Source organism: Achromobacter sp. SD115 (assembly GCF_017355315.1).
GTDB classification, from domain to species: Bacteria; Pseudomonadota; Gammaproteobacteria; order Burkholderiales; family Burkholderiaceae_B; genus Achromobacter; species Achromobacter xylosoxidans_B.
In genome coordinates this window covers 86,114-100,690 of the sequence record NZ_JADIJM010000011.1, presented here as the reverse complement: position 1 = coordinate 100,690, position 14,577 = coordinate 86,114, and the positions used below count along the sequence as shown (strand labels likewise).

The window sequence follows — 14,577 nt, the reverse complement described above, 5'->3', positions numbered from 1 at the left end:
CTTACTGTGCTTCGATCTTGGCGGCCTTGACCAGCGCGCCGTACTTCCTGGTTTCCTCGGCCTGATAGGCCGCCGGATCCAGGCCCGGCTGCGACAGCACGCCGCCGGCTTCCTGCATCTTGGCGCGGAACTGCTCCGACTTCAACGTATCGGCCAACGCGGTGCGCAGCTTGGCAGCCACGGGCTCGGGCAAGCCGGCCGGACCGTAGAGCGCGAACCAGACGCTGATGTCCACGGCTTCGAACCCCGGCGTCTCCGCCAGGGCCGGCAGATCCGGCGCCACCGGCGAACGCTTCTTCTCCGTCACGCCCAGCGCCACGATCTTGTCGCCGCGCACTTGCGGCAGGCCCGAGGACAGCACCAGCATGCCGTAGTCCAGCTGGCCGCTCATCAGGTCCGTCACCAATGGCGCCACGCCGCGGTACGGCACGTGCTCGGCGCGCGTGCCGGTCGACTGGTTGATCATCTCGCCGGCCAGGTGCAGGGTCGTACCCACGCCGGAGGAACCGTAGTTGAAGCTGCCGGGCGCGGAGGCGCGCAGCTTCTGCAAATACTCGGCGGCGGTCTTCACGCCCGAATTCTTGCTGGCGGCCAGCAGCATGGGCTGCGAGGCGATTACGCCCAGCGGCGCAAAGTCTTTCACGCTGTCGTACTTGACGGCGTTGTTGATCATGCTGGCGATGACCATTTCATTGGTGGAACCCAGCAGCAGCGTGTAGCCGTCGGGCGCGGCCCGCGCCACGCGCTGCGCACCGATGGTGCCGCCGGCGCCGCCGACGTTCTCGACCACCACGCTCTGGCCCAGGCGCTTGGCCAGCTCTTCGCCGAACAGGCGCGCGGTCAGGTCGACGCTGCCGCCTGCCGGGTAGCCGACCACCAGCGAGATGGCGCGCTCCGGATAGTCGGCGTGCGCGGCGGGCGCCGCGGCGAGCGCGGAGACGGCACAGATCGCGGCTAGCGCGCCGCGCAACGGATGCAGGACGGATTTCATGTTTTCTCCCTGGGGTGCTGTGGCGGACGGCGGGGCCGTCTCATTTGATGTTTCGGGAGCTATTCTCGGACGTACACCAGGGACATCCCGTGCCAAGTCGGCACATCCCAGTGCGAATTCAGCACGCGTGCACCATCCGCCCAGCGGATTTCAGGCCTTGCGGCTGGCCGTGGCTTCCCAGGCCGCTTCGGCCAGGTCCGCCAGCCGCGCCCGCGAGCGGTACAGCCGCACCTCGAAGGAGATTTCCTCGCTGCGGCCGCCCAGGGCGGCCAGCGCGCCGCGACGGCAATCCACCGCCACCATGGACCAGGGCAGCCAGGCCACGCCCAGCCCCTTGGCGACGGCGCCATGCGCCGCGTCCAGCGAATCGCTGCGCAGGAACGGCGCCAGGGCATAGGGCGTGGCCTCCAGCCGGTCGCCCACGATGCGCTCCATCGCCAGGCCGCCCGCGTAGGTGATCAATGGCACGGACGGCCCGCCTTCCTGCAGCACGTAGCGCGGCCGGCCGCGGGAATCGGCCTGGCTGACGGGTACGAGCTTGTCGGTGCCCAAGGTCATGTAGCGGTAGCGCCCTGGGCTCAGTTGCACCGACAGGGCCGGATGCTCGTAGCAGCACAACAGGTCCACGCGGCCCTGCTCCAGCCGGGCCGCCATGTCCTGCATCATGCCGGTGGACAGCTCGACCTGCGTGCCCTCGGTCAGCACCTTGGGCGTCCGGTGGCGCAGGCGCGCGATCCAGTCCGCCACCAGCGTGCGGGCCAGGCTGCGGCCGGTGGCAATGCGCAACACGGCCTCGCCGCCCGCGCCGAAGCTGCGGATGCGGTGGCGCACCTGTCCCATCTGCTCCACCACCTGCGTCGCCGTCTTAAGCAGGGCCTCGCCTTCGGCGGTCAGGACCACGGGCAGGCGCTGGCGCTCGATCAGCGGCGCGCCGGCCCAGGCCTCCAGCGCGCGGATGCGCCGGCCGAAAGCCGGATGCGTGACGTGGCGCAGCTCGGCCGCGCGCACGAAGCTGCCGGTCTGCGCCAGCGCAATCAGGTCTTCAAGAAGTTTCAGGTCGGCCATGGGCGCCAAGCTTACGCCATCGGCCGGCCCCTCACCTTGCGCCCAGCCCCATCATCGCCAGGGTGGCGCGGGTCAGGTCGCTGTCCGGGTCTTCCAGTTCATTGACCAGGTCGAAATGGTTGCAGTGCGGCGTCGGGATGCGGGTGGACGCCAGGCCCGCGGCATTCCAGGCGGCTTCGTATGCCGCCGTCTGGTTCTTGAACCCCTGGGTCTCCAGTCCGCCCACCGCCAGCAGCATCGGACCCGCGCGTTCCGGCAGATGGAAGATCGGGCTTTGATGCGCCGCCTGTTCGGGCGTCAGCTGCAGCCAGGTGTTCGGCAGGACGTCGCACAAGGGCCGCAAATCGAACAACCCGCTGAGCGCCAGCGTGCCCTTGATCACGTCGTCCGGCACGCCATAGCGCGCCGGCCAGCCGGGCGCGACCAGCATGCCGGCCAGATGGCCGCCCGCCGAACTGCCGCTGACGTAGATCCGTTCAGGGTCCACGCCATAGGCTGCCACGTTGCGGTACAGCCAGGCCACGGCGGAACGCACTTCGCGCACCACTTCGCCCAGGGTGGCTTCCGGTACCAGCGTGTATTCCAGGGTCGCCACGGCGGCGCCTGCGGCATTGAAGGCTTCCGCCATCACGGGCGCGTCTTCCTTGCGCTGCGCGCGCCAGTACCCGCCATGGATGAACACGAACAGCGGCGCGGGTGCCTGCGAAGCGGCGGGCAGGAACAGGTCCAGCCTTTCGTCCTGGCCCATGCCGTAATGCAGGTCCAGCACGCCGGGGCGACGCGTGCGCACCCGGGCCGAGGACTCGGCATAGCGGCGCACGCAGGCGTCGAAATCCGGCACCGATTCGCGCGCGTTGTACTGGACCTCGCGCTCGGCGATGGTGGGGAAGAAGAGGTCGATGTCGGAGTTATGCATGCCTGGCCTGCGATTGGGGCTGCGATTGGGGCTGGGAAATGATGCGTTCGATGAACTGCGCGGTCTTGCGGTAGTGCGCGGCCAGCATGGCGACCGAGCCTTCCACGTCGCGCGAGATGGCGGCGTCCAGCAGCTGGCGATGCTCGTCGTCGACGCTGCGCTCCGGCCCGTAGGCGGTTGCGCCAGCGCGCGCCGGACGACGATAGCGTTCAGTCTGCGCATAGAGCTGGGTGGACAGGTCCAGCAGCCAGTGCGAACGGCAGGCGCCAATCAGCGCGTGGTGGAACTCCAGGTGCCGCGCCTCCAGCAACTCGTCCAGCTCTTCCGAAGGCCCGGCGGCGGCCTCGGCGCGCTGCGCGGCCAGCGTCAGCGCATGGTACGCGCCGACCAGCCGCGTTTCCCAGGCGTCGTCGGCGTTGGCCAGCGAGCGGCGCAGCGCATCGCAATCGATCAGGATGCGGGTTTCACAGGCGTCCCACATTTCCTCGACCGACAAGGGCGCGATGCTGAAGCCGCGCGAGGTGGTGCTGATGACCATGCGCTCGCTGCGCAGGCGATTCAGGGCCTCGCGGATGGGAGAAAAGCTGCTGCCGTAGCGCTGCTTCAGCAATTCCAGCCGCAAGGACTGGCCCGGCGCGAAGGCGCCGCGCATGATGTCGCGCCGCAGCAGGCGGTAGACCTGCTCCGACAGCGTGATCTCCTCCACGCCTGCGCTCCCGTCCGATCCGGGATCGTCCTGGCGGGAAGCTTTGATTCTAGGCCTCAAGATGGTCTCCAGATGTCAGCGGCCGGGGCGCGGATCCGCGCGCAGGCGGCCCATTCTACCTGCGCCCGCCGGGCCGGCAGCGGCGTATGTCCGTCCCCGGCTCCCGGGCCGTGATCCACGCGCCATGGCCTGCTCATATGCCCAGGTAACGCTGCGCCAGGTCGGGCTGGGCGGACAATTCCGCGGGCTGCCCCGACCAGGCCACCCGCCCCTTGTCGACGATGTAGTGGCGGTCCACCAGCGTCGCCATTTCGGGCAGGTTCTTGTCGATGACCAGGATGGTCTGGCCTTCGCCCTTGAGGGCCCGCAGGCAGCGCCAGATCTCCTGCCGGATCAGCGGCGCCAGCCCCTCGGTGGCTTCGTCCAGGATCAGGAGCTTGGGATTGGTCATGAGCGCACGGCCCACCACCAGCATCTGCTGCTCGCCGCCGGACAGGGTCCGCGACGACTGCCCGCGCCGTTCCTTCAAGCGCGGGAACAGCGTGTAGACGCGTTCCAGGTCCCATCCGCCCGGCGCGGCACGCGACGTCGCCACCAGGTTCTCCTGCACCGTCAAGGATCCGAACACCCTCCGGCCCTCCGGCACCAGCCCCACGCCCAGCCGCGCCACGCTGCTGGGCGCGGCGCGGCCCAGCGTGCGGCCGCGGAACTGCACCGCGCCGCCGGTGGCGGGCAACATGCCCATCAGGGTCTTGATCGTGGTGGTCTTGCCCATGCCGTTGCGCCCGATCAGCGAAATCACCTCGCCCTCGCTGGCTTCGAACGACATGCCGAACAACACCTTGCTGGAGCCGTAGCCACCGGTCAGCCCTTCAACCTTCAACATGTTCTTCTCCCAGATAGGCGGCGCGCACTTCCGGATGGCGGCGCACCTCCTCGGGCGAGCCGCTGAACACCACGCGGCCATAGACCAGCACGCTGATCCGGTCAGCCAGCGCGAAGACCGCGTCCATGTCGTGCTCCACCAGCAGGATGCCGTAGTCGCCCTTCATGCCTTGCAAGAGCCGCGTCATGCGCGCCGATTCCTCCGGCCCCATGCCGGCCATGGGCTCGTCCAGCAGCAACAGGCGCGGCGCGCGCGCCAGCGCCACCGCCAGTTCCAGCTGCCGCTTCTCGCCATGCGCCAGGTCGGCCGAACGCACGTGGCGTCGGTCCTCCAGCCCCACGTGCGTCAGCCATTGCATGGCCTCGGTCTTCAATGCGGCGTCATGGCGCGGATTGGACCAGGCCTGGAAGGCGCGGCCGCTCTTGAGCATGCGCGACAGGATCACGTTCTCCAGCGCGGTGTACTCCTGGCACAGCTCGGTGATCTGGAACGAACGTCCCAGCCCCAGGCGCGCGCGCTCGAAGGCGCGCAGCGCGGTCACGTCCTGCCCGTCCAGGTGGATGGTGCCTGAGTCCGGCCGGATCTCGCCGCAGATCTGCGCGATCAGGGTGGACTTGCCCGCGCCGTTGGGGCCGATGATGGCGTGGATCTCACCGGCGCGCACGTCCAGGTCCACGCCATTGGTCGCGACCACCGCATCGAAGGCCTTGCGCAGCTGCGTCAGGCGCAACAGGCTGGCGCTTGCATCAATCGGCATGGCGCGTCTCCAGCAGCTTGCCGAACAGGCCCTTCTCGCCCCACAGCACCACCAGCACCAGGATGGGTCCCATGTACAGCAGCCAATGCTCGGTCAGGGACGACAGCATCTGCTCCAGCCCCAGGAACACCGCCGCGCCCGCGATCGGCCCCAGCAAGGTGCCCACGCCGCCCAGGATCACGATGGCCATGAGTTCGCCGGACTTGGTCCAGGCCGCCATGTCCGGCGTCACCAGCCCGGCATAGTTGGCCCACAACACCCCGGCCAGGCCCGTACCCACCGCCGACAGCACGAAGGCGCTGAGCCGGTATGGCGTGGGCGCCACGCCCAGGTTGATGGAACGCCGCTCGCTCTGGCGCAGCGCCTGCAGCACCATGCCGAAACGCGAGTTGGTCACGCGGATGCACAGCAGCGTCCACAGGGTCAGCAGCGCCAGGCACAGGTAGTAGAAAACCATGGGGCTTTCCAGATTGATGCCCGGCAGCTCATTGCGCTGCGGAATCATCAGGCCGTCGTCGCCGCCGTAGAACTGCAGCGACACCAGCACGAAGTACACCATCTGGCCGAACGCCAGCGTGATCATGATGAACTGCACGCCGCGCGTACGCAGCGCCAGATAGCCGAACAGCCAGCCGGCCAGCGCGCACACGATGAGCGCTATCGGCCACACCACCAGCGCCGCATTGCTGCCGGCCCAGCCGAAGATCGGGCCGGCCTCGGCCGTGTGGAAGGCGATGATGCCCACCGCGTAGCCGCCCAGCCCGAAGAACATGGCATGGCCGAAACTGACCATGGCGCCGTAGCCGATCACCAGGTCCAGGCTGACCGCGGCCAGGCCGTAGATCAAAAAGCGCGTCACCACGCCGATCAGAAAGGGCGAGCCCGATGCCAGCGCCGCGGCCGGTAGCAGAATCAGCACCACCAGGCCGCCCAGGCCCCAGCGGGCGCGGTTCGTAAGTGTGTATGCCATCTTCATCCTCGCGCCGGGAACAGCCCGCCCGGCTTGGCAATCAATACGATCGCCATCAACACATAGATGCTGGCCGACGCCATGCCCGCGGCCAGCGGGTCCGCCGTGGCCGGCGAAAACATGGTCGACAACAGTTGCGGCAGGAAGGCGCGCCCCAGGCTGTCCACCATGCCCACCAGCAAGGCGCCGGCCAGGGCGCCGCGCACCGAACCCACGCCGCCGATCACGATGACCACGAAGGTCGTGATCAGAATGCGTTCGCCCATGCCGATTTCCACCGCCAGGAGCGGCGCGGCCATCACGCCGGCCAGCCCGCACAGCAGGGCGCCCAGGCCGAACACCAGCGTGTAGAGCTTGCGGATGTCTATGCCCAGCCCGTCTACCATCTCGCGGTCGTCGGCGCCCGCGCGGATCAGCATGCCGATGCGCGTGCGGTTGACCAGCCACCACAGGCCCACCGCCACCAGCGCACCGATCGCGATGAAGGACAGGCGGATCAGCGGATACTGGAACCCCGGCGCCAGCGTCACCGCGCCTTCCAGGAAAGAGGGAATGCCCACCAGCGGCGGGCGCCGGCCGAAGATCAGGCTGACCGCTTCGTTGGAGAACAGCAGCAGGCCGAAGGTGGCCAGGACCTGGTACAGGTGATCCCGCTTGTACAGCTTGCGTATCACCAGCACTTCGACCGAAATGCCGTACAGACCCGCCCCCAGCAGCGCCGCCAGCACGCCCGCGAGGAACGAGCCGGTGGTGCCTATGGCGTAGGCCGCGCAATAAGCGCCCACCATGTAGAACGAGCCGTGCGTCAGGTTGACCACGCCCATGATGCCGAAGATCAGCGTCAGTCCGGCCGCCAGCATGAACAGCATGGCGCCGAACTGCAGCCCGTTGAGCAGCTGTTCAAACAGGAGCGTCATGACGGCATCTTGCAGAATTGCGCGTAAGCGTCCTTGTCATCGGACACCAGCTTGCGGACCAGGTGCGGCGACAGGCTGCCGTCGCTGCCCTTCTCGATGCGCATCAAATACAGATCCTGGATCGGATGCTGGTTGGTGTTCATGCTGAACTTGCCGCGCAACGACGTGAACTCGGGCTGGCGCAGTGCGGCGCGGAACTCCGCCGCCTTGGACAGGTCGCCGCCGGTGGCCTTGAGGCCCGCGCCGATCAGCTGCGCGGTGTCGTAGGCCTGCATGGCGTAGTCCGTCGGCACGCGGCCATAGGCCTCCTTGAACGCCTGCACAAAGGCCTTGGACGGCGCGTTGTCGAAGTCCTGCGACCAGATGCCGGTGATGTAGGCGCCGGCCGAGGCGTCGCCCGTGGCCTTGATCATGCGCGCGTCCATCGAGAAGCTGGGCATCAGCATCGGGATGCTCTTGTTCAGCCCGGCCGCCGCATATTGCTTGACGAAGTTGATGCCCGTGCCGCCCGGATGGAACTGGTAGATGGCGTCGGGAGCCAGCGAGCGCAGGCGCGCCAATTCCACCGAGAAGTCCGACTGGTCGAGCTTGGTGTAGATCTCGGCGACCACTTCGCCCTTGTAGGTGCGCTTGAAGCCTTCGATCGCGTCGCGGCCCGCCTGGTAATTGGGCGCCAGCAGCACCACTTTCTTGTAGCCCAGTTCGTTGGCCGCTACGCCGCCAGCCGTGTGGAAGGCGTCGTTCTGGTAGGACGCGACGAAGTAATTGGGATCGCACTTTTCGCCCGCGAAATTCGACGGGCCAGGATTCAGGCTGACGTAGAACGCGCCCGACTTCACCACGCTGGGCACCACCGCCGCCAACACGTTGGAGAAGTTCACGCCGGTATAGAGCTTGACGCCCGATTGCAGCAGGCGGTCGGCCGCCTGCTTGGCGTTGGCGGGCTTCAGGCCGTCGTCCTCGATCACCAGCTGCACCGGCACGCCGCCCAGCTTGCCGCCGCCCTGCTTGATGGCCAGGTTGAAGGCATCGCGCTCGTCTTCGCCGATGTAGCCCGCGGGCGTGGACAAGGTGGCGATGAAGCCGATCTTGACCGGTTCCGCGGCCTGGGCCGCCCCCATGGACGCCGCGGCGCCCAGCGCGACGGACAACGCGCCGCCCAGTATCTGTTTCTTGATCATGTTTTCCCCTTGGAGACTGCGTTGCCCGCCGCCCCGGCGGCTGGGTGTTTTAAACGGCCACCACCGGATGGCGCAGCGTGCCGATGCCTTCCACGCAAGCCACCACCACGTCGCCCGGCCACAGCCATTCCTGCGGCTTGCGGCCCGCGCCCACGCCCTCCGGCGTGCCGGTGGCGATGATGTCGCCCGGCTCCAGCGTGATGCCGGCACTGATATCCGAGATCAGGAACGGCACCTTGAACAGCATGTGGCGCGTATTGGAGCCTTGCTTCTTCTCGCCGTTGACCGTCAGCCACAGGTCCAGCACCTGCGGATCCGGAATCTCGTCGGCGGTCACGATGCAGGGGCCGAAGGGCGCGTAGGTGTCCTGGCCCTTGGAATAGATCCACTGGCCGGCGCGGCGGCAATCGCGCGCGCTCATGTCCAGCATGACGCTGTAGCCGAACACATAGGACAGCGCATCGGCCTCGGCCACGCGCGAAGCGCGGCGGCCCATGATCACGGCCAGCTCCACTTCCCAATCCAGCTGCTGCGTGATCTTGGCGTTGTGCTCAATGGCGTCGCCCGGGCCGATGACGGTGGTGGGCGGCTTGGAAAAAATCACCGGCTGCTTGGGCAGGTCGGCCGAGGTATCCAGCGTGCGGCTGGATTCCGCCACGTGCTCCACGTAGTTCAGGCCAATGCCGAAGATGTTCTTGCGCGGGCGCGGGATCGGCGCCAGCAGCTTGACGTTTTCCTGCGGCAGCGCGCTGCCCACGGGCCAATTGCCGCGATAGGCCTCCATCAGCTTGCTGGCCTGCGCCACGGCCACGGGCCCCAGGTCGATGAAGGCCAGCATGTCGTCGGGCAGGTCCACGCCGCCGGCGCGGCCCAGCAGGGCCAGGTCGATCACATAGCCTTCGGCCAGCGCGCCCAGGCGGGCAGCGGCGGTGGGATGAGCGCGAAAAGTCACCAAGCGCATAAGAACTCCATAGATTCAGGACGAGTTGAGTCAGGCGCGCGGACAGCGCCCGCGCGGCGGATAAAAATTCGAGAGGAAACGGGCAGCGCTAGATCAGCACTTGGTGGCCGTCGTTTTCCTTGACCGCTTCTTCGCGGTAGAGCGCCAGCGCGCGCATCACGGGCAGGTCGTTGAAGCTGAACAGACAGGCGTCGTCGTTGGACGAAAGATTGACGTGTTCGTGGATGGCCCAGGAAGGCACGCAGAATATGTCACGCTCGGTCCAGTCATAGCGCTTGCCGTCGATGATGGAGTAGCCGCTGCCCTTGGCCACCTGGTAGATGAAGCTGCCGGTGTGGCGATGGGCCTTGGTGTGCTCGCCCGGGCGCAGCAACTGCATGCTGGCGCCGATGGTGGGCATGACCGGACCGCCCGTGGCGGGGTTGACGTATTCGAGCAGGATGCCGTCGTAGGGACTGCCGGCGCTGGTACGCGCATAGCGGCGCAGCGCCTCGTAGGTGGGCTCCCATTCGTACTTGAAAAGCGGCGAGTACGGCTTGGTCCAGCCCGACACCTGCGGCTTGAGCGCCGCGTTGCCCCAGGCGGCGCTGGTATCGTCGACCGGATGGGTCACGGTCTGGTTCAGGTCGGGATGCACCGCATAAAAGCCAGCCTCCATCGCGTTGACCAGCGGGATGTCCAGGCCGTCCTGCCAGATGCAGGTGGTGCCGTCCTCGGCCACGCCATGCTCGTGCCAGGTGCCATTGGGGGTCAGCACGAAATCGTTCGCGCCCAGCGTCATCTTGTGGCCATCCACCACGGTGAACGCGCCCTGCCCTTCCATGATGAAGCGCAGCGCCGAATGCGAATGCTTGTGGGCGGAAGCCAGTTCGCCGGGCTTCATTACCTGCAGGCCCGAATACAGCCAGCCCACGGCGGCGGCCACGTCGCGCCGGCCAGGATTGTTCAGATAGATCACGCGGCGGCCGGCCTCTTCGGGCGAAACCAGCTCGGAGGAACGCAGCACGTGTCCGCGCAGGTCCTGGTAGCGCCACACCACCGGCACCGAGGCCGAACGCGGCGCCCAGGGCTCGATCTTGTTCGCCACCGTCCACAGGGCGCCGGTTTCCAGGCGCGCCAGCTCCTTGTAGTAGGCGACCAGCTCGGGCGAGTCGGCCACATTGGCGCGGCCTATGGTCTCCTCGCGGTACGCGTCGTAGCGGTTCGCTTCCATCGCTTGCCTCTTTTTATAAAAATATAAATATTTTCGAAAATAATAGAGGCGAGCCACAAATCGGGCAACGAGCGCGCGCTAGGTGTTTTCCCAGGGCGATTGAAAATTATTGGCGCGACGTCAAACAATACTGTACAAAAACACAGTACAACGTGATACATTTCGCTCGCCTAAAAACTGTCGCCCAGGAGAACCCTGTGTCCGAAGCTGCCCATCTCGTCCAGTACATCGTCGTTCCCTACCGCGCCGCCGCCAATGGCGTCGCCCCTGGCGAGATCCGTCCCGCCAGCAGCGAGTTCGGCGCCATACGCATCGCCAACTCCATGGCCTCCAAGTTCGCGGGCGTTGCCGCCTACGAAGTGCTGATCGACAAGGAAACCGGCGACATGGAATCGCCGCGCATCCTCATGCAGATCGGGACCGTGCCGGCGCTGGACGATTGAACGCGAAGCGCCCCTTGCCGCCCGCAGCCAGGCTGCGCGGAGTCCGGCTCGCCCGCGAATCGTCCTTGTCGCGAGAGCCGGGCTATAAATTTTCCTTGGTTGGTATGAATTTTTATTAGCTTCACCGGCGGACAGCAATGCGGCAGGATTCACGCCTTCGGGCAGTGTTCCTCCCCATTCATCCCACCCAGAAGCAGCATGATTCGCCGACTTCCCTTGCGTTGCTCCACCATGGCCGGGCTCTTGTCCGTTGCTTGCGCCCTGATGCCTGCAGCGCGGGCGGCCGAGTCGTCCGACTGGCCTGCCAGGCCCGTGACGCTGGTCGTGCCTTTTCCTCCTGGCGGCGGCAATGACGCCGTTGCGCGTCAGATCGCGGGCCCGGCCGGCCGGGCGCTGGGACAACCGCTGGTCATCGACAACCGGCCGGGAGCCGGCGGCACCATAGGCTCTGCGGCCGTCGCCCGGACCCGCCCCGATGGCCATACCCTGCTGCTCTGCTCGACCAGCAGCCTGGTCGTGGCGACGGCGCTCTACCCCGACCTGCCGTATCGCGTCGACGATCTGGTCCCCGTCGTCCACATTGCCAATACGCCCATGATGTGGGTGGCCGATCCCGGCGCGCCCGCTTCGAGTCTCAGGGAGTTCATCGCGGCGGCGAAGCAGGCCCCCGGCCAATACAGCTTCGCCTCGGGCGGCAGGAACACCATGCCCCATCTCGCCGGCTTGGCGGTCAAAACCCGCCATGGCCTGGACATGCTGCATGTGCCTTACCGCGGCTCTACGCCCGCTTATGGGGATCTCGCCACGGGGCGCGTAAACCTGATGATGGACAGCATTGTTTCGGCGCTGCCCTTTGTCGAGTCTGGCCGCGTCAAGGGACTGGCCGTCAGCACGGATCAGCGCATGCCGCAGATTCCCTCCGTGCCGACTTTGGCCGAACAGGGCCTGGGCGACTTGGGCTTCGTAGGCTGGGTCGGCATTTGCGCGCCGCGCGGTACGCCGCCCGAGATCACCGCGAAGGTCGCCCGCAGCGTGCAGCAGGCCTTGGCCGGGCGGGCGCTGCTAGAGGCGTTCGCCCGGCAGATTGTGGAGCCGGTAGGCGCAGGCCCCGAAGCGTTTGCGCAAACGATTGCGCGCGATGCCCTGGCGTGGCGACAGATCATCGCGGCCTCTCGCGCTGAACAGGATTGACCCCGCCCGGCCACCGATCTCATGACCGGTTCGTCACCCGGCAAGCCGCGAATCTTCCACCACGCCGTTCGAGACCTGCCAGGCAAGCTCGCAAATGCAATCGGCTATGGCTGCGCGCAGCGGAATCGCGGGCTGATCGATATAAGACGCAAAGTAGGTCTGGTTCGGAAACGGCGTAGAGAACGGAATCGGCACCAGTTTGCCCGAATCGAGTTCCTCGCGGATGAGTTCCGCCGGCAGGACCGCGTATCCGGCGCCCGCGAGAACCAGGCGCAACATGACCGCCAGCGACCGCACCACGATCAGCTTGAAGCCTTGCATCTGCGGCGATGCGAAGTACGTGGCGATGGCGGAGTACAGCAGCGAATCCACCGGATAGCACAGCAGGGGCAGTTGCTTCAACCGGTCCAACGACGGTTCAACGTCGCCCGTCATCAGGCTGGGACTGCAGACCCAGATGTACTCCAGCTCGAGCAATTTCCGGTTGACCACGGTCGGCTCTTCGATGCTGCCCAACAGCAGCCCTATGTCGAGCGCCCCTTCAAGCAGTTGCTGGCGTATGTCGGTGCTGGTGAGCGACTGCAAGTGCACCGTAACGTTCGGCCATCGTTTGCCCAGCGTCGCGGCCATGGGTTCGAGGATTGCCTGCGCGACAGTCCCGCTGAGGCCGATGCTGATCTGGGAAAGCTTGGCGTCAGTGGTCGCGAACCTGCTGGTGAATGCCCTCGCGTGGGCCAGCAGCTCTTCCGCGGGCCCGAGCATTTCCGAGCCAATGGGCGTCAAACTCAGTTGTTTGCCTTTTTCCCGCACAAATACTCTGACTCCCAGCTCTTCCTCGAAGGCCGCTATGCGAGCAGATACGGCCGCCTGGGACGCGTGGAGTTCTTCCGCGGCCAAGGTCATTTTCTTGAGCCTGGCGGCGCGGACAAAAGTTTCGAGAAACCGGAGATTCATGCGTGGATTATCCTAAGCCTGAGACACAACCCAGTCCGCGGCCTGCACCAGGACGATCCCGGTCCGACCCGGGACGGATGGTCAGAATCTGAAGGGGGGCTGGGTTTCCCTGCTGCAATGCATCACACCACGCCGCCGGATTGCCGAGCGGGGGCTGACTCAGGAAGAAATGGAAGGGCCGTTAATCCCTTTTTTCTTCACGGCTCGCAGACGCTGGTACTGGCCTGCGGGCCTGAATGCAAAGCGGGAGACGAGGCTCTCGCTCATAATCCCAAGCGATTGATTTTAACTAATTTTCTTGGTTTTCCGCAGTAAAAACCCCTATCAAAACTTCGTGTTTTTCCGGCGTGCTTTGATCTTGTGACACTGCGCCAATCGACCTGAGACTATAAAATTTGATAGGTGCAATACTCCGCATGCTTCGGTGCAACAAAATTCCACGTTATTACTATTGCTCCACCGTGCTTATGCTGCGTGGGATCATGTATTTACCTGCGCGTGTCCGCATGGTTTCCCAGGCCAGCCAAGCGGAAATCGTTGTCCCGATATTTAATAATCGGCAATAAAAAAACGCAGCCGATATTCCAAATTCATCACGCGCACAGGCAAGCAAACGTATCCAGAACCGGCGTCTGCCGTTGCCCAAACCCTGCTCCGCGTAGCGCCGGTGGACCTGCTAAGTCAGCGCGATGCCGCCGTCGACGCGCAGATTGACGCCAGTAATGAAACTGCTGTCATCCGACGCCAGAAACAACGCGGCGCGGGCGAGCTCCGACGACTGGGCCAGCCGTCCGAGCGGAATCAAGGAGGCCATGCCCTGCTCGAACGCGGGACGATGCGCTTCGGCCACGCCGAGTTTTTCCAGAATCGGCGTATCGGTAGGGCCAGGGCTCAGGACATTGACGCGAATCCTCCTGGACTTGAATTCCAGCGCCCAGGCACGCGCAAAGGCCTCGACGGCCGCCTTGGAGCCGGCGTAGACCGCATGGTTTTCCAGCACCTTGGCGCTGGCGATGGAACTTGTGACGATGATGGAGCCGCCGTCGCGCATCAGCGGCAGGACGCCGGTGACGCCGAAGAAGACAGCACGCGTGTTGGTGCCGAACTGCGCGTCATAGCTGCCTACGCTCACGGCCGCAGAGGGTTCGATGTTGTTCATCCCAGCGTTGGCCATGTAGATGTCGACCGCGCCGAACCGTTCCCGGACCTCCGCCGCCAGCGCGGCGTGCGTGGCCAGGTCGGCAACGTCTCCCACCACGCCGAAGGCAGCGGCGCCAAGTCGCGCCACCGCCGAATCGACGGCCTGCCGCCTGCGCCCAAGAATCGCAACGCGCGCCCCTTCGGCGATGAACGCTTCGGCCGCGGCGTAGCCGATGCCGCTATTGCCGCCGGTGACGACGGCGGTCTTTCCCTGTAGTTTGCCCAT

General features: G+C 66.0%; 15 protein-coding genes. 2 read left to right on the top strand and 13 right to left on the bottom strand.

What is annotated here, in order from left to right; genetic code table 11:
- Nucleotide 1 precedes the first annotated feature (1 nt).
- The 11 genes from IPU70_RS17095 to IPU70_RS17045 form a co-directional block, all read right to left on the bottom strand.
- On the bottom strand, nucleotides 2-991 hold the full coding sequence (locus IPU70_RS17095) for a tripartite tricarboxylate transporter substrate binding protein (RefSeq protein WP_207468902.1): 990 nt from the start codon (nucleotides 989-991) through the stop codon (nucleotides 2-4).
- Nucleotides 992-1,141: 150 nt separating this feature from the next.
- A complete protein-coding gene (locus IPU70_RS17090; RefSeq protein WP_207468900.1) occupies nucleotides 1,142-2,056 on the bottom strand; it encodes a LysR family transcriptional regulator in 915 nt (304 codons plus the stop codon).
- 31 nt (nucleotides 2,057-2,087) lie between these two features.
- Nucleotides 2,088-2,972, bottom strand: a complete 885-nt coding sequence (locus IPU70_RS17085; protein WP_207468899.1) for an alpha/beta hydrolase — start codon at nucleotides 2,970-2,972, stop codon at nucleotides 2,088-2,090.
- Nucleotides 2,965-3,738 (bottom strand): GntR family transcriptional regulator, encoded by a 774-nt coding sequence (locus IPU70_RS17080; RefSeq protein WP_207468898.1) that lies wholly within the window; start codon nucleotides 3,736-3,738, stop codon nucleotides 2,965-2,967. Before IPU70_RS17080 ends, IPU70_RS17085 begins: the two co-directional genes overlap by 8 nt.
- A gap of 133 nt (nucleotides 3,739-3,871) precedes the next feature.
- The gene (locus IPU70_RS17075) at nucleotides 3,872-4,564 is read right to left on the bottom strand and encodes an ABC transporter ATP-binding protein (protein WP_207468897.1); all 693 of its coding nucleotides are present in this window, start codon (nucleotides 4,562-4,564) and stop codon (nucleotides 3,872-3,874) included.
- Nucleotides 4,551-5,321 carry an ABC transporter ATP-binding protein gene (locus IPU70_RS17070; protein WP_207468896.1) on the bottom strand — a complete coding sequence of 257 codons (771 nt, stop codon included), beginning with the start codon at nucleotides 5,319-5,321 and terminating at the stop codon, nucleotides 4,551-4,553. The genes IPU70_RS17075 and IPU70_RS17070 overlap by 14 nt, the downstream gene beginning before the upstream one ends.
- Nucleotides 5,311-6,297, bottom strand: a complete 987-nt coding sequence (locus IPU70_RS17065) for a branched-chain amino acid ABC transporter permease (protein WP_207468895.1) — start codon at nucleotides 6,295-6,297, stop codon at nucleotides 5,311-5,313. The genes IPU70_RS17070 and IPU70_RS17065 overlap by 11 nt, the downstream gene beginning before the upstream one ends.
- Complete coding sequence (locus IPU70_RS17060; RefSeq protein ID WP_207468894.1) at nucleotides 6,294-7,208, bottom strand: branched-chain amino acid ABC transporter permease; 915 nt, start codon at nucleotides 7,206-7,208, stop codon at nucleotides 6,294-6,296. Before IPU70_RS17060 ends, IPU70_RS17065 begins: the two co-directional genes overlap by 4 nt.
- Complete coding sequence (locus tag IPU70_RS17055) at nucleotides 7,205-8,389, bottom strand: ABC transporter substrate-binding protein (protein ID WP_207468893.1); 1,185 nt, start codon at nucleotides 8,387-8,389, stop codon at nucleotides 7,205-7,207. Before IPU70_RS17055 ends, IPU70_RS17060 begins: the two co-directional genes overlap by 4 nt.
- Before the next feature lie 49 nt (nucleotides 8,390-8,438).
- On the bottom strand, nucleotides 8,439-9,350 hold the full coding sequence (locus IPU70_RS17050; protein ID WP_013391208.1) for a fumarylacetoacetate hydrolase family protein: 912 nt from the start codon (nucleotides 9,348-9,350) through the stop codon (nucleotides 8,439-8,441).
- Nucleotides 9,351-9,438: 88 nt separating this feature from the next.
- Entirely contained in the window at nucleotides 9,439-10,563 is a 1,125-nt protein-coding gene (locus IPU70_RS17045) for a cupin domain-containing protein (protein ID WP_207468891.1), read from the bottom strand.
- 197 nt (nucleotides 10,564-10,760) lie between these two features.
- Between IPU70_RS17045 and IPU70_RS17040 the strand changes: the two genes are divergently transcribed.
- Together IPU70_RS17040 and IPU70_RS17035 are read left to right on the top strand one after the other, a co-directional pair.
- Nucleotides 10,761-11,006, top strand: coding sequence for a hypothetical protein (locus tag IPU70_RS17040; RefSeq protein ID WP_013391206.1), 246 nt, complete (start codon nucleotides 10,761-10,763; stop codon nucleotides 11,004-11,006).
- A gap of 198 nt (nucleotides 11,007-11,204) precedes the next feature.
- Complete coding sequence (locus tag IPU70_RS17035; RefSeq protein WP_242702547.1) at nucleotides 11,205-12,197, top strand: tripartite tricarboxylate transporter substrate binding protein; 993 nt, start codon at nucleotides 11,205-11,207, stop codon at nucleotides 12,195-12,197.
- A gap of 33 nt (nucleotides 12,198-12,230) precedes the next feature.
- Here IPU70_RS17035 and IPU70_RS17030 read toward each other — a convergent pair whose 3' ends face one another.
- Both IPU70_RS17030 and IPU70_RS17025 read right to left on the bottom strand, forming a co-directional pair.
- Nucleotides 12,231-13,151 (bottom strand): LysR family transcriptional regulator, encoded by a 921-nt coding sequence (locus tag IPU70_RS17030; RefSeq protein ID WP_207468889.1) that lies wholly within the window; start codon nucleotides 13,149-13,151, stop codon nucleotides 12,231-12,233.
- 676 nt (nucleotides 13,152-13,827) lie between these two features.
- Entirely contained in the window at nucleotides 13,828-14,577 is a 750-nt protein-coding gene (locus IPU70_RS17025) for an SDR family NAD(P)-dependent oxidoreductase (protein WP_207468886.1), read from the bottom strand.